Origin of the sequence: Caloranaerobacter ferrireducens (assembly GCF_001730685.1) — a bacterium.
GTDB lineage: Bacteria > Bacillota > Clostridia > Tissierellales > Thermohalobacteraceae > Caloranaerobacter > Caloranaerobacter ferrireducens.
Window position 1 is genome coordinate 299,661 of the sequence record NZ_MDJR01000001.1, and the last position, 26,913, is coordinate 326,573.

General features: G+C 28.1%; 29 protein-coding genes and 1 pseudogene. 29 read left to right on the forward strand and 1 reads right to left on the reverse strand.

Features of this window, described 5'->3' with window-relative positions; translation table 11 throughout:
* The first annotated feature begins 56 nt into the window (after positions 1-56).
* The 20 genes and pseudogenes from nth to BFN48_RS01545 all read left to right on the forward strand — a co-directional run bounded on the left by nth (position 57) and on the right by BFN48_RS01545 (position 16,692).
* Positions 57-698, forward strand: a complete 642-nt coding sequence (nth, locus tag BFN48_RS01455; RefSeq protein ID WP_069649101.1) for an endonuclease III — start codon at positions 57-59, stop codon at positions 696-698.
* A gap of 355 nt (positions 699-1,053) precedes the next feature.
* A complete protein-coding gene (locus BFN48_RS01460; protein ID WP_069649102.1) occupies positions 1,054-1,863 on the forward strand; it encodes an amidohydrolase family protein in 810 nt (269 codons plus the stop codon).
* A gap of 368 nt (positions 1,864-2,231) precedes the next feature.
* Positions 2,232-2,735, forward strand: a pseudogene (locus tag BFN48_RS12600) (GNAT family N-acetyltransferase).
* Between the two features lie 3 nt (positions 2,736-2,738).
* Positions 2,739-3,041, forward strand: coding sequence for a DUF3784 domain-containing protein (locus BFN48_RS01470; RefSeq protein WP_069649103.1), 303 nt, complete (start codon positions 2,739-2,741; stop codon positions 3,039-3,041).
* A 33-nt stretch (positions 3,042-3,074) separates the two neighbouring features.
* Positions 3,075-3,797, forward strand: a complete 723-nt coding sequence (locus BFN48_RS01475) for a biosynthetic peptidoglycan transglycosylase (RefSeq protein WP_083238726.1) — start codon at positions 3,075-3,077, stop codon at positions 3,795-3,797.
* A gap of 76 nt (positions 3,798-3,873) precedes the next feature.
* Positions 3,874-4,758, forward strand: a complete 885-nt coding sequence (locus BFN48_RS01480; protein ID WP_069649104.1) for an AraC family transcriptional regulator — start codon at positions 3,874-3,876, stop codon at positions 4,756-4,758.
* Positions 4,759-5,003: 245 nt separating this feature from the next.
* A complete protein-coding gene (locus tag BFN48_RS12320; protein ID WP_176718788.1) occupies positions 5,004-5,174 on the forward strand; it encodes a hypothetical protein in 171 nt (56 codons plus the stop codon).
* Positions 5,175-5,207: 33 nt separating this feature from the next.
* Positions 5,208-5,717, forward strand: a complete 510-nt coding sequence (locus tag BFN48_RS01485; protein ID WP_083238727.1) for a heavy metal-binding domain-containing protein — start codon at positions 5,208-5,210, stop codon at positions 5,715-5,717.
* Between the two features lie 77 nt (positions 5,718-5,794).
* Complete coding sequence (locus tag BFN48_RS01490; protein ID WP_069649105.1) at positions 5,795-6,481, forward strand: HD domain-containing protein; 687 nt, start codon at positions 5,795-5,797, stop codon at positions 6,479-6,481.
* A gap of 26 nt (positions 6,482-6,507) precedes the next feature.
* Positions 6,508-7,059, forward strand: a complete 552-nt coding sequence (locus BFN48_RS01495; protein WP_069649106.1) for a methyltransferase family protein — start codon at positions 6,508-6,510, stop codon at positions 7,057-7,059.
* A gap of 37 nt (positions 7,060-7,096) precedes the next feature.
* Positions 7,097-7,879, forward strand: coding sequence for a PhzF family phenazine biosynthesis protein (locus tag BFN48_RS01500; protein WP_069649107.1), 783 nt, complete (start codon positions 7,097-7,099; stop codon positions 7,877-7,879).
* A 75-nt stretch (positions 7,880-7,954) separates the two neighbouring features.
* On the forward strand, positions 7,955-8,434 hold the full coding sequence (locus tag BFN48_RS01505; protein WP_069649108.1) for a GNAT family N-acetyltransferase: 480 nt from the start codon (positions 7,955-7,957) through the stop codon (positions 8,432-8,434).
* A gap of 68 nt (positions 8,435-8,502) precedes the next feature.
* A complete protein-coding gene (locus tag BFN48_RS01510; RefSeq protein ID WP_069649109.1) occupies positions 8,503-8,850 on the forward strand; it encodes an SdpI family protein in 348 nt (115 codons plus the stop codon).
* Positions 8,851-8,923: 73 nt separating this feature from the next.
* On the forward strand, positions 8,924-9,493 hold the full coding sequence (locus BFN48_RS01515) for a hypothetical protein (protein WP_069649110.1): 570 nt from the start codon (positions 8,924-8,926) through the stop codon (positions 9,491-9,493).
* A 96-nt stretch (positions 9,494-9,589) separates the two neighbouring features.
* Positions 9,590-10,159 carry a histidine phosphatase family protein gene (locus BFN48_RS01520; protein WP_069649111.1) on the forward strand — a complete coding sequence of 190 codons (570 nt, stop codon included), beginning with the start codon at positions 9,590-9,592 and terminating at the stop codon, positions 10,157-10,159.
* Between the two features lie 456 nt (positions 10,160-10,615).
* On the forward strand, positions 10,616-12,610 hold the full coding sequence (locus BFN48_RS01525; protein ID WP_083238729.1) for a cell division protein FtsA: 1,995 nt from the start codon (positions 10,616-10,618) through the stop codon (positions 12,608-12,610).
* Between the two features lie 100 nt (positions 12,611-12,710).
* Positions 12,711-14,063, forward strand: a complete 1,353-nt coding sequence (locus BFN48_RS01530; protein ID WP_069649113.1) for a VanW family protein — start codon at positions 12,711-12,713, stop codon at positions 14,061-14,063.
* A 40-nt stretch (positions 14,064-14,103) separates the two neighbouring features.
* Positions 14,104-14,766, forward strand: a complete 663-nt coding sequence (locus BFN48_RS01535) for a DUF2225 domain-containing protein (protein WP_069649114.1) — start codon at positions 14,104-14,106, stop codon at positions 14,764-14,766.
* 8 nt (positions 14,767-14,774) lie between these two features.
* Positions 14,775-15,308 carry a methylated-DNA--[protein]-cysteine S-methyltransferase gene (locus BFN48_RS01540; RefSeq protein WP_069649115.1) on the forward strand — a complete coding sequence of 178 codons (534 nt, stop codon included), beginning with the start codon at positions 14,775-14,777 and terminating at the stop codon, positions 15,306-15,308.
* Between the two features lie 67 nt (positions 15,309-15,375).
* The gene (locus BFN48_RS01545; RefSeq protein WP_069649116.1) at positions 15,376-16,692 is read left to right on the forward strand and encodes a lipase family alpha/beta hydrolase; all 1,317 of its coding nucleotides are present in this window, start codon (positions 15,376-15,378) and stop codon (positions 16,690-16,692) included.
* Positions 16,693-16,718: 26 nt separating this feature from the next.
* Here the strand turns inward: BFN48_RS01545 and BFN48_RS01550 are convergent, their stop codons facing one another.
* Complete coding sequence (locus tag BFN48_RS01550; protein WP_069649117.1) at positions 16,719-17,339, reverse strand: hypothetical protein; 621 nt, start codon at positions 17,337-17,339, stop codon at positions 16,719-16,721.
* Positions 17,340-18,015: 676 nt separating this feature from the next.
* Here BFN48_RS01550 and BFN48_RS01555 point away from each other — a divergent pair.
* The 9 genes from BFN48_RS01555 to BFN48_RS01595 all read left to right on the forward strand — a co-directional run bounded on the left by BFN48_RS01555 (position 18,016) and on the right by BFN48_RS01595 (position 26,508).
* On the forward strand, positions 18,016-18,546 hold the full coding sequence (locus tag BFN48_RS01555; RefSeq protein ID WP_069649118.1) for a cob(I)yrinic acid a,c-diamide adenosyltransferase: 531 nt from the start codon (positions 18,016-18,018) through the stop codon (positions 18,544-18,546).
* 21 nt (positions 18,547-18,567) lie between these two features.
* Positions 18,568-19,539 (forward strand): ABC transporter substrate-binding protein, encoded by a 972-nt coding sequence (locus tag BFN48_RS01560; RefSeq protein ID WP_083238730.1) that lies wholly within the window; start codon positions 18,568-18,570, stop codon positions 19,537-19,539.
* A gap of 12 nt (positions 19,540-19,551) precedes the next feature.
* Positions 19,552-20,610, forward strand: coding sequence for a FecCD family ABC transporter permease (locus tag BFN48_RS01565; protein WP_242863191.1), 1,059 nt, complete (start codon positions 19,552-19,554; stop codon positions 20,608-20,610).
* Between the two features lie 16 nt (positions 20,611-20,626).
* Positions 20,627-21,880: an ABC transporter ATP-binding protein gene (locus tag BFN48_RS01570; protein WP_069649119.1), complete on the forward strand. Its 1,254-nt coding sequence runs from the start codon at positions 20,627-20,629 to the stop codon at positions 21,878-21,880.
* A 62-nt stretch (positions 21,881-21,942) separates the two neighbouring features.
* The gene (locus BFN48_RS01575) at positions 21,943-22,764 is read left to right on the forward strand and encodes a Cof-type HAD-IIB family hydrolase (protein WP_069649120.1); all 822 of its coding nucleotides are present in this window, start codon (positions 21,943-21,945) and stop codon (positions 22,762-22,764) included.
* Positions 22,765-22,849: 85 nt separating this feature from the next.
* On the forward strand, positions 22,850-23,779 hold the full coding sequence (locus tag BFN48_RS01580) for a DUF362 domain-containing protein (protein WP_069649121.1): 930 nt from the start codon (positions 22,850-22,852) through the stop codon (positions 23,777-23,779).
* Between the two features lie 28 nt (positions 23,780-23,807).
* On the forward strand, positions 23,808-24,287 hold the full coding sequence (locus BFN48_RS01585) for a chemotaxis protein CheX (protein WP_069649122.1): 480 nt from the start codon (positions 23,808-23,810) through the stop codon (positions 24,285-24,287).
* Positions 24,288-24,299: 12 nt separating this feature from the next.
* Positions 24,300-24,770 (forward strand): tRNA (uridine(34)/cytosine(34)/5-carboxymethylaminomethyluridine(34)-2'-O)-methyltransferase TrmL, encoded by a 471-nt coding sequence (gene trmL, locus BFN48_RS01590; protein WP_069649123.1) that lies wholly within the window; start codon positions 24,300-24,302, stop codon positions 24,768-24,770.
* Positions 24,771-24,903: 133 nt separating this feature from the next.
* Positions 24,904-26,508, forward strand: coding sequence for a Na/Pi cotransporter family protein (locus tag BFN48_RS01595; protein WP_069649124.1), 1,605 nt, complete (start codon positions 24,904-24,906; stop codon positions 26,506-26,508).
* Positions 26,509-26,913: the final 405 nt, after the last annotated feature.

Consider the following 26,913-nt stretch of genomic DNA (forward strand, 5'->3'; position numbering starts at 1 on the left):
TTTAAAAAAGTAAAAAGGTTGGAAAATCAAGAAAAAGAAATAAGGAAGATTTGCATATGAAGAAAGGACTAACTAAGAGAGAAATTAAGGAAGTTCTAAAAATATTACAAGAGCTTTATCCAGATGCTAAATCTGAGTTAAACTACTCAAATGCATTTGAATTATTGATAGCTACTATATTAGCAGCTCAATGTACAGATAAAAGAGTTAATCAAGTTACAGAAGAACTATTTAAGAAATATAAAAGCCCAGAAGATTATCTCGTACTGACTGAAGAAGAATTAGGTAAGATGATAAAAAGCTGTGGTTTTTACAGAAATAAAAGTAAGAATATACTAAAAACTTGTGAGATTTTGGTAAACGAATATGATAGTAAAGTTCCAGATAATAGAGAAAAATTAATGAAGTTACCAGGGGTTGGTAGAAAAACAGCCAATGTTGTATTAAGCAATGCTTTTGGAAAAGATGCTATTGCAGTAGATACTCATGTTTTCAGAGTATCCAATAGGATTGGTTTAGCTTCAAGTGATAATGTTTACGATACAGAAAAAGATTTAATGAGAAATATACCACATAAGCTTTGGTCGGATGCTCATCATTGGCTTATATATCATGGAAGAAGAATATGTAAAGCAAGAAGACCAAAATGTGAGATTTGTCCATTAACAAAATATTGTCTTTACTATAAAAATATTTGATTAAGATATTGTATATGTTTGAGGCATAGAGAGTAACTAGGTTTTGTAAGTTTTTCTCCATGCCTCTTATTTCATTTTTGTTGTCTTTTAAATTAATTAAAAAATAATTTTTGGAGGAATTTGTTAATAAATGGAGAAAATTAATAGATACTGTTAAATCTAAATCACTGTATTAAATAGATGGTTTACTTAAGAATTGAAAAAGATGGGGGCGTTGACGATAAATAATAGTATAAAAACGTACATAAGTAGATGTTAACGAACCTATATTCGTAAACCCTACTATATTATGCTAAAAAGCGAACTAAAGTTCGCAAATACTAGAGTTAGCTGAAATTAAAAAGGAGGTAAATCTATGGAAATAATCGATGCACATGTACATTCTCTGGCATGTGGTATCATGTGTGGAGGACAAGTAGATGTTAGATATAAAACAGTAAAAGAAGGATTGAAAAGTAGGGGTATAGACAAAGCTGTTTTTGTTCCTATTAATGATATATCTTGGCAACCTGTTGATGAAATGAATGATTATATGATAAGTATAATTAAAAATGACGAAGATATAGTAGGATTCATTGATATAGATATAAGTAAAATGCATTATGCAGGTGGCATTAAAAATATAGAAACAAAAATAGTTGAATTATATGAAAGAGGTTTAAAAGGAATAAAAATTCATTTACAGAACTTAGGAGTTAATGGAGACGACTGGAGACTGCTGCCTATATATAGATTAGCTGGAGAGTTAAATATACCTGTTATGATTCATTGTTATCCAGGTTCATCACCAGGATTAATAGAAAATTCTCATCCAAAATATATTGAAAAGATTGTTAGAGTTTTTCATAAGACAAGTTTTATAATTGCCCATTTTGGAGGAGTACCATATTTTAATTTAATGCCGTGGTTAAATTACGATAATGTTTACTTTGAGACTTCAGGAGTATTACCAATTTTTAAAAAGAATATTGGTATTGAAAAAGTAAAACTAATATTTGAAGAGATTGGATATGATAAGATTTTTTTCGGTTCAGACTTTCCGACAGAAGATATAGATATACAAATTGATATTATGAGAGAAGTAGTAAATAAAGAAAATCTTAGGTATGTTTTTAGTGAAAATATTAAAAAGTTTGGGCGACAATTTAATTGGTGGAAGAAATAACATCAGCTAACATAGCGTTTAAGATATACTATGAAAAACCTATAGTACATCTCAAACACTCAGACTGTTATATGCCGGATTGACCCCCTAATTTTGAACAAAAACTCACTAATTTACATTTATTCTCAAAATTACTTTGCAATTCGCATAAGCCTTTGTTGAAGTTTATATAAATATTTATATTCATCATATACAAGTTGAAAAAATATAAGACATTATATTGTTTAAATAAGATATTAGCGAATATTTATAGGTATATCAATAAAAATAAATTAGTATTATGGAGCTATATTTCAACTGTTAATAAAGTTAATCGTAATATAAAAAGTTTTTATATATGATTTATTATTTAAAATGAGGTGCTTTAGATGATTGAAACAGAAAGACTATTGATAAGAAAAATGAATATGAATGATTATGAAGCATTAAAATTAATACTTTGTGACCCTGTTACTATGCAGTTTTGGCCAAAGCCTTTTTCACCAGAGCAGGTAAAGAACTGGATTAATAGAAATGTTGAGAATTATAAAAAATATGGGTTTGGTAGATGGATAGTTGAATTAAAAAACAGTCGTGAAATAATAGGTGATTGTGGATTTTTGATACTTGAAATAGATGGCAAGATAGAAAATGATTTAGGATACATAATTTATTCAAAATATTGAGGGAAGGGATATGGTACAGAAGCAGCAAAAGCATGTCTTGAATATGGTTTTAAAGAGCTAGGGATGAAAAGAATTATAGCAAACATGCCATATAATCATTACGCTTCAATAAGAGTAGCCGAAAAATTAGGAATGATTAAGGAAAAGGAGTTTATAAATAAAAGAAATCGAGACATTCTTACTTATTTATTTTTTAGGGAGGCATAAAATGTGTTTTTATTAAATTTTATATTTTTTCTATCAGGATTTATTTTTATATATTTTGGATATATGATATGGCGATATAAAAAGCTTTGGTTGATAGCAGGATATAATGAAAAAAGAGTTGCAGATAAAGAAGGGCTTGCTAGATTTACAGGTTTTTATTTATTTTTAATGAGTTTTATTATTATAGTTATATCAATTATAGGAATGATTTTTGATATTAATACAACAATACCGTATACAATAGCTGTTGTTATTATAAGTATAAGAATGGCTTTTGGGCACAGAAAATATGAGAGAAAAAGTTGATTATTTAATAGAAAAAAGGAAAGGGGGATTTTTGTGAAATTTTTTAGATTAAAGTCAGTAAAACATTTGTTATTTACAATATTTCTAATATTTCTAATGAGCATTTTTGTCTACTATACAATGATAGTAATTATAGCTCGTAAAAATACACCTACGATAATTAGTAGAGCATTAAACTCAGAAAGAATTGTTTTAGAATTAAATGATTTATCAGAAAAGCAAATAGATATTCTTTTAAAAGTAGAAGATCCTAATTTTTATAATCATAAAGGTATAGATTTTAAAACTCCAGGTGCTGGAATAACAACAATAACTCAAGGTTTAGTTAAAAAATTTTATTTTGATAATTTTAGACCTGGTATTGCAAAAATTAAACAGACATTAATAGCTCGCTTTGCTTTGAACCCCTTGGTGTCAAAGGAAGATCAACTTAAATTATTTATCAACTATGTATATTTAGGTAATTTAGATGGGAACCCAATCTATGGTTTCGCAAATGCTTCAGAAAGATATTTTGGAAAATCATTTAGTGAACTAAATGAAGATGAATATATATCACTAGTTGCTATGATAATAGCTCCAAATAAGTTTAATGTGATAAAAAATCCAGAAGCTAATTCAAATAGAGTAGAGCGAATTAAGTTACTTATAAAAGGAGAATATGTTCCAAAGGGTCTTATGGATTTATATTATGGAGGAAAATATTTTTCTAAAAAACCACGTAGCTTTTTTAATAAATTAATATGGGGTTATTAGATTTTTAAGTTTTGTAAAAAATATCAAAACCATTTGCTCTTTTCATGCTATTTTTATTTTAGAAGGTGAGTTGAGAATGAATTATTATGAGAGGATTCAAAGATCTTTGGATTATATTGAAGAAAATTTAAAAAGTTCAATTGAAATTGAAAAGGTTGCACAGGAATCATTCATGTCTATTTCGAGCTTTTATAGAATGTTTTATGCTCTTGTAGGTCATACAGTGAAAGATTATATAAGGAAAAGAAGATTATCCTGTGCAGCTAATGAGCTATTAAATACTAAAAAGAGAATTATAGATATAGCGTTAGATTATCAGTATGAGTCTCAAGAAGCCTTCACGAGAGCATTTAGAAATTATTTTGAAATAACTCCTGGGAGATATCGAAAATTTAAAAAAGGAATTAAAAGCATGGAAAGGGTGAATTTAATGGAGAAATATTTTGAATCTCATGGAATAGAAGATAAATATCCTGACATAAAGGTGCTAAAAGAATTAAAACCTATGCGTGTAGCTTACTATCATGCATATGGAAAAAGTCCAGAAATAATAGCGATTACTAAAGTACTTAGCTGGGCAAAAAAGAATAATTTACTTAATGGTGATAATAGTCACAGATTTTTTGGATTTGATAACCCTAGTCCTAGCCCTGATAGAGATGAGTATGGGTACGAGTTCTGGATGACTGTAAGTGAGGACGAAAATATTAAAGGTGACGAAGAAATAAAAATAAAAAAAATTGAGGGAGGAAAGTATGCAGTAATAAATACATCGTTAAGTGATATATCTAATGCTTGGAATAGGTTTATCTCTTGGATAAAGATTAGTAAATACGGATTTGGTACTCATCAATGTCTGGAAGAACATTTACTGAGTGATGAAGAAATAAATGAAAAGACTGTTGATGAATTAATTGAAAATCTTCAACTTGACTTATACATGCCGATAAGAGAAGGTTAAATAAAACTACTATAGGTTATTAGAAAGGAGAGCTGTATTAGAATTAGGCTCTTCTTTGTTTTTTAAATCAATTAAAAATTAAATTTTTGGAGGAATTTGTTAATAAATGGAGAAAATTAATAGATATTGTTAAGTTAAATAACTATGTGGTTTTTGACATTTGTTGTTGTAAGTATGCGAATAATTTGCAGATACAGAAAATATGAGAGAAAGCATTGATCATTAATAGAAAGGTTGAATAATACATGGGTGAAATTTCAATAATATTACTTTTAATTGGTTATATGATTTATAGAGTTGTATATGAAATGCCGAAATTGATTAAAAAGAATGAAGAAAAAATTGGCAAAATAGAGCTAAGGCTTAAAGAAATTGATATGAAATTATCTGAAATAATAAAAAAGTTGGATAATTAATCAAATAGAGGAGAGGATTGAAGGAGGAATAGCATGGCTAAATTTAAATATTGTAGTATTTGTAATATTCAATTAGATCCATATGATACATATCAAGTTAATGGAATGCTGATTTGTGGTGAGTGTTATAAGATTAAGAAGAAGTATCCTGAGATTTCGGAAGAAGAATTACTAGAGAAAATATTAAATGTAAGAGAAAAAATGAAAAAAAGATTCGATGAGTTTATTGTAGTTACTGTTCCTAAAATAGAAGGTAAAAGAATTGTTAAATATTATAATATGATAGTATCAGAATTAGTTATAGGAACAGGTATATTTTCAGAATTAGGAGCTTCAGTTATTGATTTAATTGGAACAACAGGAGCCTATTCAGATAAACTGAAAGAAATAAAAAATAAAGTAATGGACGATTTGATACATAAAGCTGTTAAGTTAGGAGCAAATGCAATTATTGGTGCAGATGCAGAATATATGAAAATTGGCGGCAACATGATACTGTTTTCTATTTCTGGAACACCAGTTCTTATTGAAGATGATAATTAAATTTATTTTGATAATATAAATTAAATTTATTATAAATATACAACATGAAATATTGTTCAAGGAAGGAGAAAAAATACGTGGAAAGTTATGTTTTAAGTGAAGCACGAAAATTCCTTATTACATATTTAAGAGGAAAAAAATATACAAATGAAACCAATTACCCTTGGAGAAAAGGTTGGGAGTTTGTTGTATACCATTCATTTCGAGTTGAATCATATGTAATGAAAATACTTAAAGGTGAAAAACAAAAAATAAGCAGTGAGGAAGTTGAGTTATTGCGCATTGCTGCTATTCTCCATGATATAGGTAGATTTGATGATAGGCAGCAACATGCCAAAATTGGAGCAGAAATAGTTGAAAGTTGGTTAGATAAGAATTATAAAATATCTTCTCAGATAAAAGATGTTGAAAAACTTCTTTATATGATTGAAACTCATTCAAATAAAGACAATTATGAAGATGACTTTTGCTGTAAAGTGTTAAAAGATGCGGATATATTAGATGAAATTGGTGTACTTTCAATATTTATGGCAGCTAATCGAGTTGATAATAATTCTCCATTCTTTTTTAATCAGTTATTAGATAGAGTAAGAAATTTTGAAATTGATTTTTGTAATAGAAAAATGCTCAAATTAAAAACATCAACAGCAAAAGAAATTTTAAAGAAGAAAAAGGATTTTATAGTTTTATTTACAAATCAGTTAGAAGATGAATTGGATGGAGGGGAAGCTATTTTAGATTTAATAAATAAGAATGAGTATTAATGTTGCTAAAAGTAGGAGGGGGATAAATGGATAATCGATTGCTATTATATTTTATCTTACTTGGAATTTATAAAGTAAGTGAGAATTTTGTAATGACTAAAAATAAGACTAACAGATATAAAATAACAAAAGATAGATCTGTTTTATTGATAGTAATTCCATATTATTTAATTATAATTATTCCAATATTTGAGTATCTTCATTTTAAACCACATCCAGGATATATTTCTATGATATTTGGCTCGATATGTTTTATTATAGCGACTTTTTTACGTGTAAAAGCACATATAGACTTAAATAAAGGTTTTTCAATGTATATTGAAAAGATGGAAGGACAGAGCATGGTTGATACAGGACTGTATAGATATATACGTCATCCACTTTATTTAGGTAATATTTTCTTATTTTTGGCTTGCCCTATATTACTGATTTCTAAACTTACATGGATTATTACAATAGCGGGGATTATTGGTATATTGATTAGAATTAAAATTGAAGAAAAATTTTTAATAAATAATTTTAAAGGATATAAAGAATACATTTCTAAAACATGGGCTTTGATACCTAAATTGTATTAATTCATAATTTAAATAAATTGTCAGAGGAGGGAGGAATATGAGAATACCTATTTATCAAATAGATGCATTTGCAAATAAACAGTTTGAAGGAAATCCAGCAGCAGTATGTTGTTTGGAAGAATGGGTTGAAGATGATTTAATGCAGAAAATTGCTAAAGAAAATAATTTATCTGAAACTGCCTTTTTTGTGAAAAAGGGAGACATATATGAATTGAGATGGTTTACTCCAGAGAAAGAAATAGATTTGTGTGGTCATGCTACATTAGCAACAGCTTATGTTGTATTTACTTATTTAGATAAAAATATTAAAAAGATAAGTTTTAAAACAAAAAGCGGAGTTTTAGAAGTATTTAAGGAAAATGACCTGCTTTCTATGATATTTCCATCAAGAAAAGGAGATAAGTGTAAAGTTCCAAATGAGTTAATAAAAGGATTGGGAAGAGAACCTAAAGAAGTTTATAAATCAAGAGATTATATGGCTGTATTTGAAACTGAAGAAGAAATTAAAAATCTAAATCTAAATATGGAAGAATTAAAAAAATTAGATTCATTTGGGGTAATTGTAACAGCAAAAGGTAAAAAAGTAGATTTTGTGTCTAGATATTTTGCTCCCAAAGCAGGAGTTGATGAAGATCCAGTTACAGGTTCAGCACATTGTACTTTAGTACCGTATTGGACAGAAGTTCTAAAAAAAGATGAATTTGTTGCGTACCAGATGTCCGATAGAGGTGGAGTGATATTTTGTAAAGATTTAGGAGATAAAATTAAAATATCGGGCAAAGCCGTTTTGTATTTAGAAGGATATGTAAAAATAGAATAAATTATTATATGTGATAACGACAATAAGGAATTAAAAAGTAGCAAATAAGAGATTTTACAAATATGGAGGTACAAAATGAAAAAAATTGAGTATATATCTGGCAATGAAGATTTATTAGATAGTATTGGATTTCTATGGGAGAAGCTAAATAAGCATCATAAGAATAATTCAAAACACTTTTCAAAAAAATTTTCAAAATTTTCATTTGAAGTTAGAAAAAAAGGATTAATAGATAAAGCTAAAAAAGGTCTCATGAAAATTGAAATTGCAAGAGATATAGAGAAAAACAAAAATATTGGTTATTGCATTAGTACAATAAATGATAGAAATATAGGAGAAATTGAATCGCTATATATTGAACCAGATTATAGAAAGCAGGGGATTGGTAATAAGTTTATGAAAAATGCACTAGATTGGATGAAATTAAATAAGGTCAAATCAATATGTATAGGAGTAAGTGTAGGTAATGAAGAAGTTCTATCATTTTATGAGAAATATGGATTTTTGCCTAGAACTATTATACTAGAGCAGATAAATAAAGAATATAATGAGTAAAAATGTTAGAAAAAAATCTTCGATTTAAATAAATTGTATAAGGTTTAAAATATAGTGGAGTGGTTAAAATGACTTTGTTTTTTAATATTATTACAGGTATTTCAATGGTGCTTGTAGGTATAATGTTGAAAATTTTTCCACCTAAGAAAATCAATTTTATATCTGGATATAGAACATATTTATCTATGAAGAATAAAGAAACTTGGGAAGAAGGAAATAGTTATAGTGCAAAAATGCTTATAGCTATGGGGGTTATTTCTATCATAATCAGTTTTGCTATTTATAAAATAGTAAATCCTAAAATTAGCGCAATAATTTCAACTATTGTTAGTTGTGTTTTAATTATATTAGTACTTCCACTTACAGAGATTCATTTAAAGAAGTTATTTGATAAAAATGGCAATAGGAAACTATAAACTTTGTAGCATATTATAAGAAGTTGCACTTTGATTTACTTGAAAAATCAGGAGCAGGGGGATAATTAATTATATGAAAGTAAAAGAACTTATTAATAAAAGCTTACCTATTTTACTATGCATATCTATTTCACTTAATGTTTATTTGTTGAGTGCATTGTTTGATAAACAAAAAAAGATTGATAGATTTTTGAAATTATGTAATTTTAGTACTGCTGAAACAGTTAATATTATTCTATCAGAATTAGAAGATAAATTGGTTAAAGTAGATGAAGAAAAAATCAAAGATAGAAAATATGTAATAGAGACTTTAAATGATATTGAAAGAAAATTGAATTTGTGTGATCTTCCATTGGGATTTGCTAGGGAGTTAAACAGTAATTTTGATTTCGATATTCATAAGTTAGAAGGATATATATATAGATTAGAACGGTCATTTGTTTTGAGTAAAGAAGGGTTTTCTGATCATGACAGACAAGTATTGAAAGAAATAGCAAGTATTAGGTTGTATACAACACTTATGGACTTTTATGAAGAAAATTCATTTTATCAAAAAAAGCCTAGACATTTTATCAGAGATTCATATAAGAAATTAGAAAAAATCTGTGATGAAGCTATTAAAAAATTAGATGAACAGAAGTAAATTATAGATATTATTTATTTTGTTTGTGTTAATATAGAAATAAATCTACAATAAAAAAATCTAATAAACCATGCAAGAAAAAGGGGGAGGTAAAAATTGACAAAAGTATATTTAGTAAGACATGCAGAAATTGAGCTTATACCAGATGATTATAGTAGACCTTTATCTCAAAAAGGGAAGGAAGATGTTAAGAAAGTAACAGAATTTTTTAAAAACAAAAACATAACTAGAGTTTTATCAAGTCCTTATATTAGGGCTTTACATACTGTAGAAGGTATAGCGAAGGACAAAGGGTTAGATATTGAAGTTGTAGATGATTTTAGAGAAAGAAAAGTAGCTAACAGTTATATAGAAGATTTTGAAACTTTTTCAGAACTTCAGTGGAAAGATTTTGATTATTCTTTAGAAGGTGGAGAATCGTTAAATCAAGTTCAGAAGAGAGGAATAAAAGCATTATTTGATGTGGTTGATAAATATAAAAATGAAAGTATTGTTGTAGGAACTCATGGCACAATATTAGGAGTGATACTGAATTATTTTGATAAAAAATATGATTTTAACTTCTGGAAAACTATAAAAATGCCTGATATATTTCTTTTGGAGTTTGAAGATAGAAGACTAAAATATATTAAAAATATAGCAGTAGAAAATGAAAAGTCTCATTAAGGGACTTTTCAGACTGTAGACAAAATAGAACTATAATGATTGAAAAAAGAACAAAATCTTCGATTTAAATAAATCTAGGAAGATTTTGTTGAAATCCATAAACGGAAATTATATTTAAAATTATACACAATTTAATGAGGTATATAATTTCCTATGGATTATAAAAGTGAATAATTGCAAAGCTTTAGCAAAGAAAACTTGATGAAGAATTTCAGAAAAATCCGTAGGCTTAACAGGACGTCTTGATTAGGTGAGTTAGGATTTTACGAAATTATGAATCTTAGTTTTCTCTAAAGATTTGTCTATGAGCGTTATTTTTTCAACTCATTAAGGAATATAACTTTGTCAACAAGCTCAAAAGTCCCATTGAGGGACTTTTTTTGACATTATAAAAGGAATTATAGGGATTTATGGAGAATAGGTTTAATTGGTTAAATTATAAAAGGGGTGTTTCAAGTGGTCTATGAGATTTCTAATATAGATAAAGAAAGATTGATTTTCTCTTTAGATATAGGTACAAGAACTGTTATTGGATTAGTAGGAATTTATGATGATGAAGGAATATTCAAAATAATAGCCAGCGAAATCAGAGAACATGAAGAAAGAAGCATGTATGATGGACAAATTCATGACATTAACGGTGTTGCTAAAATAGTTAAGGAAGTAAAACAAAGTTTAGAAAATAAAGTTGGTAAAAAATTAGATAAAGTTGCAATAGCTGCAGCAGGTAGGGCACTTAAGACTTACAGAGTAAGAGTTGATAGAAATACAGAAATAGGAGCAGAAATAGATAAAACAATGATAGAAAGTTTAGAAATGGAAGCTGTGCAAAAGGCACAAGAACTGTTAGAGGTCAACAAAGGTATGGAAGAATCTAAATATTATTGTGTCGGTTATACAGTAGTAAATTATTATCTAGATGATAATTTTATAGAAAATTTAGAAGGGCATAGAGGAAATAAAATAGGTGTTGATTTGTTAGCTACATTTTTACCTCATGTAGTTGTAGATAGTTTATATACAGTAATGAATAGGGTAAATTTAGAAGTAATAAATATTACTTTAGAACCAATTGCAGCTATTAATGTAGCTATTAAGAAAAATCTTAGGCTATTAAATCTTGCTCTTGTTGACATAGGTGCTGGAACCTCAGATATAGCAATCACAAAAGATGGAACAATAGTAGCGTATGCAATGGCTTCTATTGCTGGAGATGAAATTACAGAACAAATTGCGAAAACTTACTTACTAGATTATGATACTGCTGAGAAATTAAAAGTAAATCTAAATAAGGAAATTAAACATAAATTCACAGATATAGTTGGAATAGAACATGAACTTACAAGCGAAGAAATATTAGATAGCATAATAGAATCCATTGAAAACTTAGCAAAAGAAATTGCAAACCGAATACTAGAATATAATGATAAATCTCCTAGTGCTGTTTTTTTAATAGGAGGGGGTAGTAACATACCAAGACTACCTGATTTAGTTGCTAATTTTTTAAATTTACCAAAAGAGAGAGTTGTTATCAGAGATACAAATTCTATTGAAAATATAGAGGGTATACCAGAAGAATTAAACGGACCTCATGCAATTACCCCTATAGGAATAGCTATTACTGCAATACAAAGTAAATATAAAGATTTCTTAGAAATAATCGTCAATGGCAAAAAGGTAAAGTTGTTTAATTCTAAAAAGATAAAAGTATCAGATGTGCTTGTACTTATTGGATATAATCCAAGAAATCTTATACCTAAAAGAGGGGATAACTTTAAATGTTTTATAAATGGTAAAGAAAAAATAATTAAAGGAGAGGTTGGACAAGCAGCAAAGATATTTGTCAATAGAAGACCTGCTAATTTAGAGCATAAATTAGATAATGGAGATGAAGTTATTATTGAAGCAGCTACAAAGGGTAAAAAAGTCATACCAAGACTTTATGATTTAGTAGATATAAATAAATGTGTATTTTTGAATGGAGAGAAAATAGATTTAATTAAAAAAGTTGTTGTAAATGGAAGAAGAGTTGATGATAATATTATAATCAATGAAAATGATGAAATTGTATATGATGAAATAAAGACTTTATTTGAGTTGCTAATGGAACGCAATATAAGTACTGAAGAAAATGAAATATTTATTAATGGTAATAAAGTATCAAATGATTGTGAACTTAAAAATAATGATAAAATTTCTGTTGAAATAAAAAAAGAAAAAGATATTGAAAAAATTGATAGACATAATACAATTATATTAAAAGTTAATGGCGAAGATAAAGTTATTTCTTATGAAAAAGAGAGTTTTATATTTGTTGATATTTTTGATTACATCGATTTTGATTTATCAAAACCTATGGGGATGTTAAAGCTAGAAGTAAATGGCAAAAAGGCTGAGTTGATGCAAGAATTAAAAGATGGTGATACTATAAATATCTACTGGGCAAAGTAATGTCTAATCAGCCTCTTTTAGACAGTTAATTTTCATATAATTATCTATTAATTAATAGTATTTAATAAGATAATGCTATTACTGTCTAAGGAGGCATATTATGTTTAATTTAAATAGATATTTTGTAAATGTATTTGTGGCTATATTAATTATTTTAATTTTGTTATTTACTATATTTATATTTATCTCGTTGAATATAACTACTATATATAAAGGTGTTAAAATTAACAATATAGATGTAGGTGGACTAAACAGAAGTGAAGCTTTATTATATTTAGAAAGAGAATTAGGTTATAAACTTAATAATAAATTTGTTAAACTAATTTATGGAGATTACAAGTATATAATTGAATATAAAGAACTTGGTATTACTTATGATTATTACAAAGCTATTGATGAAGCTTTTTTAATTGGTAGACAAGGTACTATAATAAAGAGGATTAAAGATATATTATATGTTAGAGCCAATGGATACAATATAGAAATGGGATTATTGTATAATGATATTCGCTTAAGAAATATAATAAATAAAGTTTCTAAAGATATAAATGTGGAAAGTAAAGATGCTTATATAATTTATAGTAAGGATGGTTTTAAAGTATTTCCTGAAGTATATGGCAGAAAGGTTAATAGAGAGAAATTGAAAAGTAGAATAGTAAATGCAGTTTTAGTAGGGGGTTTTGTAGAAATCCCAGTTGATATAGAAAAACCTAAAATTACTAAGGATATGCTAAAGCAAATAAAAGATAGATTAGGAAGTTTTACTACTACTTTTGCAGGCAGTAGTCTAGGAAGAAAACATAATATTAATTTAGCATCTAGTAGTATTAATGGGAAGATCCTTTTACCAGGTGAGGTTTTTTCTTTTAATGAAACTACAGGCCCTAGAGATGCTAATGCAGGATATAAAGAGGCAAAAATAATATTAGATGGAGATTTAACACCAGGTATTGGAGGAGGAGTTTGTCAGGTTTCTACAACATTGTATAATGCAGTTTTATTGTCAGATCTTAAAATAGAAGAGAGACATCCTCATTCTATACCAGCAACATATGTTGAAAAAGGATTAGATGCAACTGTGGCATATGATTATTTAGATTTTAAATTTAGTAATAATACAAATTATCCTATATATATACATTCAGAGGTTAAAGATAATAATTTAACAATAACGATTTTTGGTAAGAAGGCAAAAAAAAATAGAGTAGTTAAGATAAAATCTGAGATTATTCAAATATTAGAACCAGAAGTAGAAATAAAAATTGACGAAAAATTAGAACCTGGAACAAAAAATATATTACAAAGAGGAAGATATGGGTATAAAGTTAAAACGTATAAGGAAGTTTATGAAAATGGTAGAAAAATAAAGACAGAAATTATATCAAGTGATTATTACAAACCTAGAAAAGAAATTGTCAAGGTAGGTCCTGAACAAAAGGATAAAATAAATTAAATGATTTGGCATTATAATTAGTAATATACGGAGGGGAAAAATGGAGGAGTTATATTCAAAAAAGATAAAATGTCCTGTTTGTAAAAATGATTTTACAACGAGTAAAGTTAAGCGTTCTAAGCTAAGAGTTGAAAAAAGAGATACGGATTTTTTCACATATTATAAAGGAGAAAATCCTTTAAAATATAGCGTGTTTGTTTGTCCAGAATGCGGTTATGCTGCATTAGAGGATAAATTTGACAAGATAAAATCTAAAGATATTGAAGTGATTAAGCAAAATGTATCAAATAAATGGATGAAAAGAGAATTTTCTTTAAAAAGAAGTGTGGATGAAGCAATTACATGTTATAAGTTAGCTTTATATTGTGGTCAATTATTAAACTTCAAAAATTATGACTTGGGAAATATAACTTTAAGACTAGCATGGATGAATAGGTTGAATGGAGATAAGGAAGAAGAGAGATTCTTGAGATTAAGTGCAGAACTTTTTAGAAATGCATATTACAACGAAGATATTCCTTCATCTCCTTTTGATGAATTATCATTAGCTTATTTAATTGGAGAATTGCATAGAAGGTTAGGAGATAGAGAAGAAGCTTTAACATGGTTTAGTAGGGTTATATCTAATAGAGCTATTAAGAACAACCCAAGACTAGACAAGCTAGTGAGAGATCAATGGTATTTAGTTAAAGGAGAAAGGTAGGAACTTAAATGAGAGCCTATTATTACAGTTTTAATTCAGATTTGCTTGGTGAAATTTATTTAGCTTTTACTAGCAAAGGTTTAGTAAGGTTAAGTTTACATACTGAAGAAAAAAAGGATTTTTTTAATTGGCTTAAAATATATTTTGATGAAATTAGTGAGTATAATGGTGAAGAGCTAGAGTATAGTTTGCAAATAAAGTCATATCTGAAAGGAAAACTAAAAAAGTTTGATATACCAGTAGAATTTTATGGTACAGAATTTCAGAAAAAAGTATGGGAACAGTTACTTAAGATTCCGTATGGGAGTGTAAGGTCTTATAAAGATATAGCTTTGGCAATAGGGAAACCAAAGGGGTTTAGAGCTGTTGGTGGAGCAAATAACAAAAATCCTATTCCTATTATTGTACCGTGTCATAGGGTTATAAATAATAATAGAGAGATAGGTGGATATGGAGGAGGAATTGATTACAAAATTAAATTACTAAAGCTTGAAGGTGTTAAAATAGAAGCTAGGAAAGAAAAATATATAGTTGAGTATTAGCCGTTTATTTTGTGCATTTTTGTATCCTACTGCATAATATGTTAAAAAAAGCATAGAAGGTGGTAGGATGTTTTTCTTTTTTAGGAGTTTGTTTAAGCAATCAAATGGCTACCCAATAGTTTTTATACCAGGACTTTTTGGTTCAATAGGTAGTGATATAATTCCTGGTGCAGGTAAGTTTAGATTTGGACCAGCTGACTATGTATATAGACCAATAATAGAAGACCTTAATAAATTAGGATATAGGCTTGACGAAAATCTTTTTATAGCGTTTTATGATTGGAGAAAAGAAAATGCTTATTCTGCACAAAAATATTTAATTCCTGTAATTAAAAAAGCAAAAGAGAAGACAAAAAAAGAAAAAGTTAATATTATTTGTCATAGTATGGGAGGTATAGTTGCAAGAGCCTATATTCAGAGTGATTATTATGAAAATGATGTAGACAAACTTGTTATGATTGCAACGCCTAATAGTGGATCAGCAAATGCATACTATTTTTGGGAAGGAGGAGAGTTGCCTTATAAAGAATATAACGAAAGTTTATTTTATAAAATTCTATGGGAAGGTTTTATTTGGATTTTAAAGTTCATTCATAAAGAAAAAGATAATTTGAGTTTATTACACAATTATTTTCCGTCAATCAAAGATTTATTACCTAGTAATGAGTATGGGGATTATTTATTTATAGAAAATAACGATAGATTTGTGCGATTTATACCTATTTCTCAAATCAGTAGTCAAAATGAGTTTTTGAATACTTTAAATAAAAACATATATGAAATGTATCAAAAAGGCATAAAAATTTATCTTATAACAGGAACAGGAAAACAGACTAGGAAGTATTTGTGTGTTGAAAAGGTACCCAAATCTATTAAATGGTTTGATGGTAAACCCAAATATGCAGTTTATACGATTAGAGGGGATGGAACGGTAACAGAAGATAGTGTTTATACAGTATATGGAGATAGATACAAAATAAAAAGTGATCATGTTGAGATTTTAAAGGAATGTGGAGGTATTTTATCTAGTATTTTAAATGTCAGAAGAGCTAGAAGAACTATGAGAGCAAGGCACAAAAAAATGGTGAATGTTTATAGTATTATTGCTAGTAATGTAGAAAAAATTTCTATTAGTAATAATAGAGGTTGTAATGTTATGTTTAACGATAGATATATTAGGGCTGGAGAATTATATGTTGAAAAATTAGGACAGGATTTGTATTGGATTATAATGGATAATGATAGGCTTAAAAATTTAACAGTAAATATTAAAACTAAAAAAGATAAACAAACTAAAGTGATGGTATTAAAAGGTGATGAGAATCGTATAGTTAAAAAAGTTGATGAAGCTGTAAATAAAGAGAGTTTTATATTAAAAATATAGAGAAAAGTTTGAAGAAAGCCCCATTTTTATTTGGGGCTTTTATTTTCATTTTTATAGATATTATCTAATGCACGTTGATATCCAGCATCAAATGGAATATAGTATTTATAGTACTCTATAAGGAGTTTTTTCTTTTCACTGAATTCTTTAAAATATTCATACATATATATTACATGATCAAGCAAAGCTTTCTGTTCTTTAAAGTAATAGTATGAGCCTTTAATTTTTGGTACATTACCTCGAAAAGGAATATATAATTGATAATAAGTTTTTTCTCTTTTTTCATCATCAGGAATAATAATATTAATAAAAGTATAGCTATGCTTTTGATTATCTTTGAGCAACTTTTCTATTTCATTCATTATAATTACTTTTTGAATATAGTTAAATTTTTCATATTTCCTATAAATTTCATCTCGAGTTTCAGCATCAAAATCTCTAAACGTTCCAATGGAATTAGTAGGTGAATTTTTTTCATATAATTCAATAATTTCTTCACATATTTTGGAGTTTTCCTTCATCACTTCAATGATTTTATCCATTTCATTAATTTTTACAGCATCTATTTTTTTATTGATAATTACTATAAAGAGTGGCGAACTCAACAAAAGAAGGAATATAAAAACTTTTAAAAAAAATTTTCCCATACAAAACCATCCTTTTTTACTTGTCACACCATATATTATATAATACTATACAAAATATTACGATAATGACAATAAATGTATGTCATTTAAAAAAATAATAGTTTTTTATAATTCATAGGAAATTATATTCCTTGTTATACTGTGGGTGATTTCGAATACAATTTCCATTTATTTTTTATTCATGTTTTTTCCTTTCATTTGATAGTGACGCTTACAGTCATTTACTTGAAGAAATAAATACAATTTGATATTATCATATTGAGGTCTCAAAAACCTATTGTATACAAAAAACTATAATGATTGAAAAAAATAACAAAATCTTCGATATAAATAAATTTAGGAAGATTTTGTTGAAATCCATAAACGGAAATTATATTTAAAATTATCCACAATTTAATGGGGTGTATAATTTCCTATGGATTATAAAACAAATATTACAAAGCTTTAGCAAAGAAAACTTGATGAAGAATTTCAGAAAAATCCGTAGGCTTAATGGGATGTTAAGCCAGCATCCTACAAGACAGGACGTCTTGATTAGGTGCGTTAGGATTTTTCGAAATTATGAATCTTAGTTTTCTCTAAAGATTTGTCTATGAGCGTTATTTTTTTCAATTAATCCATTTGATAGGGTTGATATTTTTATGTATTACTAAGATTATGAGGGGGTGCAGGAAAGGTGGACAAGGGATTGATTCAAGTTTATACAGGTGATGGTAAGGGAAAAACTACAGCAGCGTTAGGATTAGGATTGAGAGCTGTTGGCTATGGTTACAAAGTAAAGATGATACAATTTCTAAAAGGGCGTGATTCTGGAGAATTATTTAGTACGAAAAAACTTAATGGAGATTTTGAAATATATAGATTTGATAAATCAAAAAAGTTTTTTTGGAATATGAATGAAGCTGAAAAGGAAGAATTAAAGAAAAAAATTAGTGATGCTTTTGATTTTATTGAAGAAACAATTGAAAAAAATGATTGTGACATTCTTATTTTAGATGAAGTTATGGGGGTTATAAGTAATAAACTAGTTTCAATAGATAGAGTTTTACATATTTTAGATATTAAACCAGAGAATATGGAAATTATATTAACTGGAAGAAATGTTCCTGAAGCTATACTTGATAGGGCGGATTTAGTTAGTGAAATGAAAATGGTTAAACATCCTTTTGAAAAAGGCATACCAGCAAGAAAAGGAATCGAATATTAAATAATAAACGGAGGGAGCAAGATGATTAAAAGCAAATTTACTAAGGTATTAGTCTTATTATTATCTTTAATATTAATTATGGGTGCATTTACAGGTTGTGTTAAAAAGAAAGAAGAAAACATTGATAATAAAAGCGAAATAAATGATAATGAATCTAATACTACTGGTACAATTTATCCATTAGAAGTAGAAGATGACTTTGGAAATAAAGTAACAATAGAAAAAGAACCATTAAGAATAGTATCTTTAGCACCTAGTCATACTGAGATTTTATTTGCAATAGGCTTGGGTGAGAGAGTAGTAGGTGTATCAAATTACTGTGATTATCCAGAAGAAGCAAAAAATAAAGAAAAAGTTGGAGATTCTTTTAATGTAAATGTTGAAAAAATAATAGAATTATCTCCAGATTTAGTAATACAATATGGACAGGGTAAAGAAGAAGTTAACAAGAGATTACAGGAAGCAGGTATTAAAGTATTAAGTTATGAGCCAGAGTCTATAGAGGATGTAATTAATTTAATTGATGAATTAGGCAAAATAACTAATAGTCAAAGAGCTGCTAAAATGACTATAGTTGACATGATGACAAAAAGAGATTTTATATTATCAAGAGTTGCAGGAAAAGAAAAAGTGAAAGTGTTTTATGAGGTGTGGGATCAACCGTTAATGGCAGCAGGTCCAGGTTCTTTTATTGATGAGCTTATTAACTTAGCGGGTGGAGAAAATATTGCTAAAGATGCACAAGGGAAATATCCTCAGTTTGATTTAGAGCAGCTTATTGAAAGAAATCCAGATGTATATTTGACAGCAAAGGATAGAGAAGATAAGACAGTAGATAGTATAAAAGCAAGAGATGGATACGAAAATATAAATGCTATTAAGAATGATAGAGTTTATATATTAGATCCTAATATAATATCAAGACCAGGACCTAGAATAGTAGATGGCTTAGAATTAATAGCAAGAAAAATACATCCAGAAGCATTTAAATAGGATTGAGTAGTGATGGATATGAGATTAATAGCTAAAATTAAAGGTAAGAAAAGCATAGTGTTTTTGACATTAATTATTGTATTAGTAATGAGTGTTTGTATATTTGCTACAATAGGTACTGCTAGTATAAGTGTATTAGAGACAATTAAGATAGTGGCTTCAAGATTGCCTTATATCGGCAGTTATATAAACATTAATGAAATACCCCAGTCTCATTTTATCATTATTTTAAAAGTCAGATTGCCTAGAGTATTATTAGGAGTATTAGTAGGAGCAGCCCTTTCAAGTGTTGGGGCTGCTTTTCAAGGAATGTTTAAAAATCCTATGGCTGATCCATATGTTATTGGAATATCATCAGGAGCAGCTTTAGGTGCTTCTATAATAATTATCTCAGGGCTAAATATTGGTTTATTTAAACTTTCAAGTGTTTCAGTTGGTGCTTTTTTAGGAGCTATGCTTTCTACTTTTGTAGTTTACTTTATTTCGAAGGTAAAGAATAAAGTTCCAATAAATACACTTTTATTGTCTGGAATAGCCGTTGGACAACTTTTCACGGCTATTATGTCTTTTCTGATGGTTATTTATACAAAAGATGTAAGTAAGATAATATTTTGGACTTTGGGCAGTTTTTCTTCAAAAGGATGGGATGAATTAATTCCAGTTGCAATACCTGTTTTGCTTTCAATAGTAATATTGAATTTCTTTTCAAGAGATTTGAATGTTATGCTTATGGGCGAAGAATCTGCACGAAGTATGGGAATAGATGTGGAAAGAGTAAAGTTGATTATTTTAGTTATATGTGCTTTTATGACGGCAATGGTAGTTTCAGTAAGTGGTATTATTGGTTTTGTTGGTTTAATAATACCACATATAATAAGACTTATTATAGGTCCTGACCATAGGATTTTACTGCCTTCTTCAGCTTTGTTTGGTGGAATATTTATGATATTTGCAGATACTATAGCAAGGACTATAATATCACCGACAGAAGTGCCTGTAGGTATTATTACAGCTATGTTTGGTGGTCCCTTTTTTCTATATCTTTTGTTAAAGAAGAAAAAAACTTACTAATTCAGGAGTGAAATAGATGAAAACAGCTATAGAAGTTGAATCCCTTTATTTTAGTTATGGAGATAGTTTAGTTTTAAGGGACATTAATTTTAAAATTGAAAAAGGAGAATTTGTCAGCATAATAGGTCCTAATGGTTCAGGAAAGTCAACACTATTAAAAAATATGATTTCTATATATAAACCAAGTAGAGGTCTTATTAAAATAGATGGGAAAGAGTTAGGAGAATATAAAGCTAAGGAACTTGCTAAAAAGGTAGCTATAGTTCCACAAGATACAAATATTGCTTATGATTTTTCAGTATTTGATGTAGTTATGATGGGTAGAAATCCATACTTAGGTCGATTTCAAAAGGAAAGCTATAAAGACTTTCAAATAGTAAAAGATTCGTTGAAACTTACAGATACTTTGCATTTAAAAGATAAGAGTATCAATCAAATTAGTGGTGGAGAAAGACAAAGGGTAATCATTGCTAGAGCTTTAGCTCAACAACCTGAAATTATACTTTTAGATGAGCCTACATCACATTTAGATATTAATCATCAGTTAGAAATTCTTTCTTTACTAAAAAAGCTAAATACAGAAAAAAATATGACTATAGTGATTGTTATACATGATATAAATCTAGCAACAAGGTATAGCAATAAAATGATTTTACTTAATAAAGGTGAAATACTTAGTATTGGGAAGCCTAAAGAAGTAATTACATATGAAAATATAGAAGCGGCGTATAATTTAAATGTGGTTATTACTAAGGATTTGTATACTAATAGTCCATATTTGATGCCTTTAACACCAAAAAATAAGGTGCAAACTAACATTTTAGATAAGAAAGTGCATGTTATATGCGGTGGAGGTACAGGTGTTGAGATAATAAGTAAACTTGATTCTTTGGGATATCAAGTATCTTTAGGAGTTATTAATATAGGAGATACAGATTGGGAATTAGGCAGGAAATTATCATTAGAAATAGTGGAGGAATTACCTTTTACAGCTATTGGTGATAAAGCGTTTGAGAAAAATCTGGAGGCAATAGATAAAAGTGATGTTGTAATTCTTTGTAATGTACCTTATGGTTCTGGTAATTTAAAAAATTTACTAGCAGCTTATAAAGGTCTTAAAGATGGAAAAACTATTTATCTGTTTAATAATAATAACGAATATGATAATTTTGACTATGTTGGTGGAAAAGCTGTTAAAATTCTAGAAAATATGAAACAAATTGGTTTGAAAGTTTTTAATGATTTTGATGAGTTGATTAAACAATTGTAAGAATTCTTTGTAGTAGTTGTTAAAAAAGATATTTTAAAACTAATGTAGAAAAGGTGATATGCATGAAGTATAAATTGATAGCAGTAGATATGGATGGTACTTTGCTAAATAGTAACAATGAGATTTCAGAAAAAAATAAGAATGCATTAAGAATTGCTACGGAAAAAGGAATACAGGTAGTTATTTCAACTGGCAGAATATTTACATCAGCAAGATTTTACGCAAAGTTATTAGGTATTGTGACTCCAATAATAGCTTGTAATGGAGCATATATTTGTGAATATCATAGGAATAATGTGCTTTATGAAAATCCGATAAATACTGTTGATTGTAGAGAAATAATTAAAGTGTTAGAAGATAACAATATGTATTTTCATTTTTATGATAATGATACCTTCTATACCAAAGAATTGAACTATAATTCTTTAAAATATTACAATTGGAATAAAAAACAGAAACCAGGGGATAAAATTAATATACAATTAATTGATGATGCCAACAAATTATTTGAAGAACGAAAACCTAAGATTTATAAATTTGTTACAATGGATAATGATTTGGATAAGTTAAATTATGTAAAGAATATACTTAGTAAGAATAAGAATATCGAAATTGTAAGTTCATGGAAAGGTAGTTTTGATATAATGAGTAAAGGTGTATCTAAGGGTAAAGCGTTAGAAAAGCTCTGCAATATATTTAATATTAAAAATAGTGAAGTAATAGCTATTGGGGATAATTATAACGATTTATCAATGATAGAATTTGCAGGTTGTGGTATAGCTATGGGGAATGGAGAAGAGGAAGTAAAAAAGAAGGCTGATATAATTACGGATACAAATGATAACGATGGAGTTTATAAGGCTTTAAAAGAATTAATATATTAATGAATTGAATAATTAGTTTCTATGTATAAAATAATAGATTTTAAGATAAAAATCTTAAAATCTATTATTTTTTGGAGGGAATGTAGTGAAAGTAAGAAGGGTTTTTGAACCAATTGTTTCAATAGCAAAAGATTCTAATGAAGGAGATTCTTTAGAAGAATGTCTTTATAATTTACCATTGCAGAGGATATTAAAAGAAGGCGATAGAGTAGTTATAACACCAAACTGGGTGAAAGCAAAGAAACCAAATACTGCCACTGTAGTTGGACCTAATACTTTAGACAGACTCATAAAGATAATAAAAAGATTTAATCCATGCGAAATAATAATAGCAACTGGCTCAGGAGGAGACCCAACTGATAAAGTTATGAAATATGTAGGTTATGATAAAGTAATAAAAGAGAATAATGTGAAATTTATTGATTTAAACTATGGACCATATGTAGATTTAGAATTAAATCATAATAAACCATCTAAAACTAAAATTAATGTGCTTTATGAAGAAATGGATGTATTAATATCATTCACACAATTGAAAATACACGAAGAAGCTACTATTAGTGCTGGGATTAAGAATATTGCTTTAGGTTGGCCGCCTGCTGAAATTCATGGATTTCCTAAAAAGTCTTTAGGGATACATGAAGATTTACATCATTTTATAGTGGCTATGGCAGAAAAAATACCTATAGATTTAACTATAATTAGTGCAGATAAGGCAATGATTGGAACTGGTCCTTCGGATGGAAAGGCTGTTGATACTCCTGGAATAATAATTGCTGGTACAGATCCTGTGGCTTGTGATACTGTAGGTGCAAGACTACTTGGATTTTTACCTCAAGCTGTTCATTATCTGTATGATTTATATAAAAAAGGGTTGGGTGAGGCTCAATTAGAGAAAGTGGATATGAGAGGACTAGATTTAAAAACAGCAGAACAAATTTTTAGCTATAGAGCTTATAATCAGGATATAGTTATTGATAAAAATGGGATAAAAGGTATACATGGTAATCAATGATAGTATTAAATGTTGAAGGAGTGGATATATGGATGATATTATAATAAGTGCCTTGATAAAATCGGGGCAAGAAATATTTTCCCAGGCAATAAGGTTATTTGTGGAAATTGAAGAACCTTATATTAAGAAAGAGGTTAAATTAAAGGATGATATAGGGATAATTACTGGTTTAGTTGGCAATTTAAAAGGACAGATTATAATAAAACTCTCAGAGTCAATATCTAAAAAAATTGTATCGAGTATTTTGGATGATGTTCCAATTGCTAAGCTAGATGCTTCTTGTAGAAAAATATTGTGTGATATGAGTAATATGTTAATTTGCAATGCTATTTCAGATATTTATAATTCTGGAATTGCAATTGATTTGTCTATACCAGCATTAATATATGGTCAAGAAATAAAATATACAGTAAGTGATGGGATCATATACTGTATTCCGTTTAGAGCAGGAAGTGATGTGATAGAAGTTAATATTATATTAAAAAAGAATGATAACAAAAATTTATAAGGGGGTTTTCTTATGGCTTTAAACATTGTTTTAGTTGAACCTGAAATTCCACAAAATACAGGAAATATTGCTAGAACCTGTGCAGCTACAGGTATATCTTTACATTTAGTTAGACCACTGGGCTTTTCATTAGATAATAAGTATTTGAAAAGAGCAGGATTAGATTATTGGCATATTTTAGACATACACTATTATGATGGTTTCGATGAATTATTAGAAAAATACGGAAAAGAGAAATTTTTTTATGCAACTACTAAGGCGAAAAAAAGTTATACAGATATTAAGTTTTTTGATGGATGTTTTCTTGTGTTTGGCAAGGAAACGGCTGGGTTACCAGAAGACTTGCTTAAAGAGAATATTGATAGATGTATGCGAATACCTATGTTGAATAGTGAGCATGCAAGGTCTTTAAATTTATCTAATTCTGTAGCAATTATAGCCTATGAAGCTCTAAGACAATTGAATTTTCCTAATCTCAAGTAATAAAAATAAAATTTACATAGAATTAACAAAAAAAATGAAAAATTAATAAATTTAACATAGAATTAACAAAACATAATAAAAAATATTGTATTATTAGTATTGTGCTAACAAAAGAATGATTGGAGGTACTAATATGGAAATTGCTTTTGGTGTACTTGGTGGTTTAGGACTATTTTTATACGGTATGAATTTAATGGGAACTGGGCTACAAAAAGCAGCTGGTGAAAAATTAAAAAAATTAATTGAAATTTTGACAAATAACAGATTTATGGGAGTTCTTGTAGGTACGGTAGTAACAATGATTATTCAAAGTAGTAGTGCTACTACCGTAATGGTTGTAGGTTTTGTAAATGCAGGACTTATGACTTTAAGCCAAGCAATTGGAGTAATAATGGGTGCTAACATTGGTACAACCGTAACAGCACAGTTGGTAGCTTTTAAATTAACAGATGTTGCACCAGTTGTAGTAGCAATAGGTGTTGCTATTTGGCTATTTAGTTCAAAGAAGAAGCACAGAGAGATTGCTGAGATACTTATAGGATTTGGTATACTTTTCATTGGTATGGATTTTATGAAGCATTATTTAAAACCTTTAAGTGGGTCACAAGCTTTTAAAGACTTATTAACTAGTTTAGAAAATCCATTCTTAGGTATTTTGGTAGGTTTTGGGTTAACTACAATAGTACAAAGTAGTAGTGCTTCAATAGGTTTACTTATAGCATTAGCCAGTCAAGGACTTATAACAATAGATATAGCATTACCTATATTATTTGGTGATAATATTGGTACTTGTGTTACCGCTTTATTATCAAGTATTGGTGCAAACAAAACAGCAAAGAGAGCTGCACTTATGCACTTATTATTTAACATTATAGGTACATTGATATTTATGATTGTATTAAGATATCCAATACAGCATTTAGTGACACGTTTAACACCTCAAGATGTTGAAAGACAGATTGCTAATGCACATACATTCTTTAATATTATTAACGTAATAGTTCAATTCCCATTTGCAGGATTTATTGTTATGGCTGCTAAGAGGTTAATACCAGGGGAAGTTGAAGAAGATAATACTGGATTAAAATATTTAGATACTAGAATTATTGAAACTCCTTCTATTGCAGTAGGGCAGGCTGCGAAAGAAGTTTTGAGAATGGGAAAAATTGCTCAAAATTCTCTTAAAATGGCAAAAGAATCTTTCTTTAGTAAGAGTGAAAAGTTAACACATAAAGTATTTGAACAAGAGAAATTTATTAATCAATTAGAAAAGGATATTACTCAGTATCTTGTAGAACTTTCAAATGCTGATTTAACTGATGAGCAACAAGTTAGGGTAACTACTTTATTCAATACAGTTAACGATTTAGAAAGAGTAGGAGACCATGCTGATAACATTGCTGAACTTGCACAATATGCAATAGATAATAAACTTAATTTCTCAGATGAAGCTTTAAGAGAACTTGAAATGATGTTTGAAAAAGTAGAAAATTCATATAGAACAGCTCTTATGGCATATAAAACAGCAGATCCAGAAATAGCTAGAAGTGTAATAGCTTTTGAGGAAGATATTGATTTAATGGAGAAGCAATTAAGAGCAAATCATATTGAAAGATTAAATAAACAGTTATGTCATCCAAGTTCAGGTATAGTATTCTTAGATATGATAAGTAACTTGGAAAGAATAGCGGACCATGCGTCAAATATTGCATTAACAATTTTAGATGCACTTAAATAAGAAAATCTTCGATTTAAATAAATATAAAATTAATGATGATTTTCTTGAAATCCGTTACGGAAATTATACTTAAAATTATCTAAAAACTAATAAAGAATATAATTTCCTACGGATTATAAAAAGAGCCTTTTATGGCTCTTTTCTATTTGTTGACAAAGTTATATTACTTAATGAATTGAAAAATAACGCTCATGCGAAAGAATTTAGAACAAACTTAAGGCTCAAATTCTTAGAAAATCCTAACGCACCTAATCAAGACGTCCTGTCTTGTAGGATGCTGGTTTGACATCCTGTCAAACCTACGGATTTTCTTTAAAATTTTCGCCTAGTTTTTTAAAACTAAATTCTTTCAAGCATTCGCTTTTATTTTCATAGATTTATAAAAGAACAAGTTTGTCTACAGTC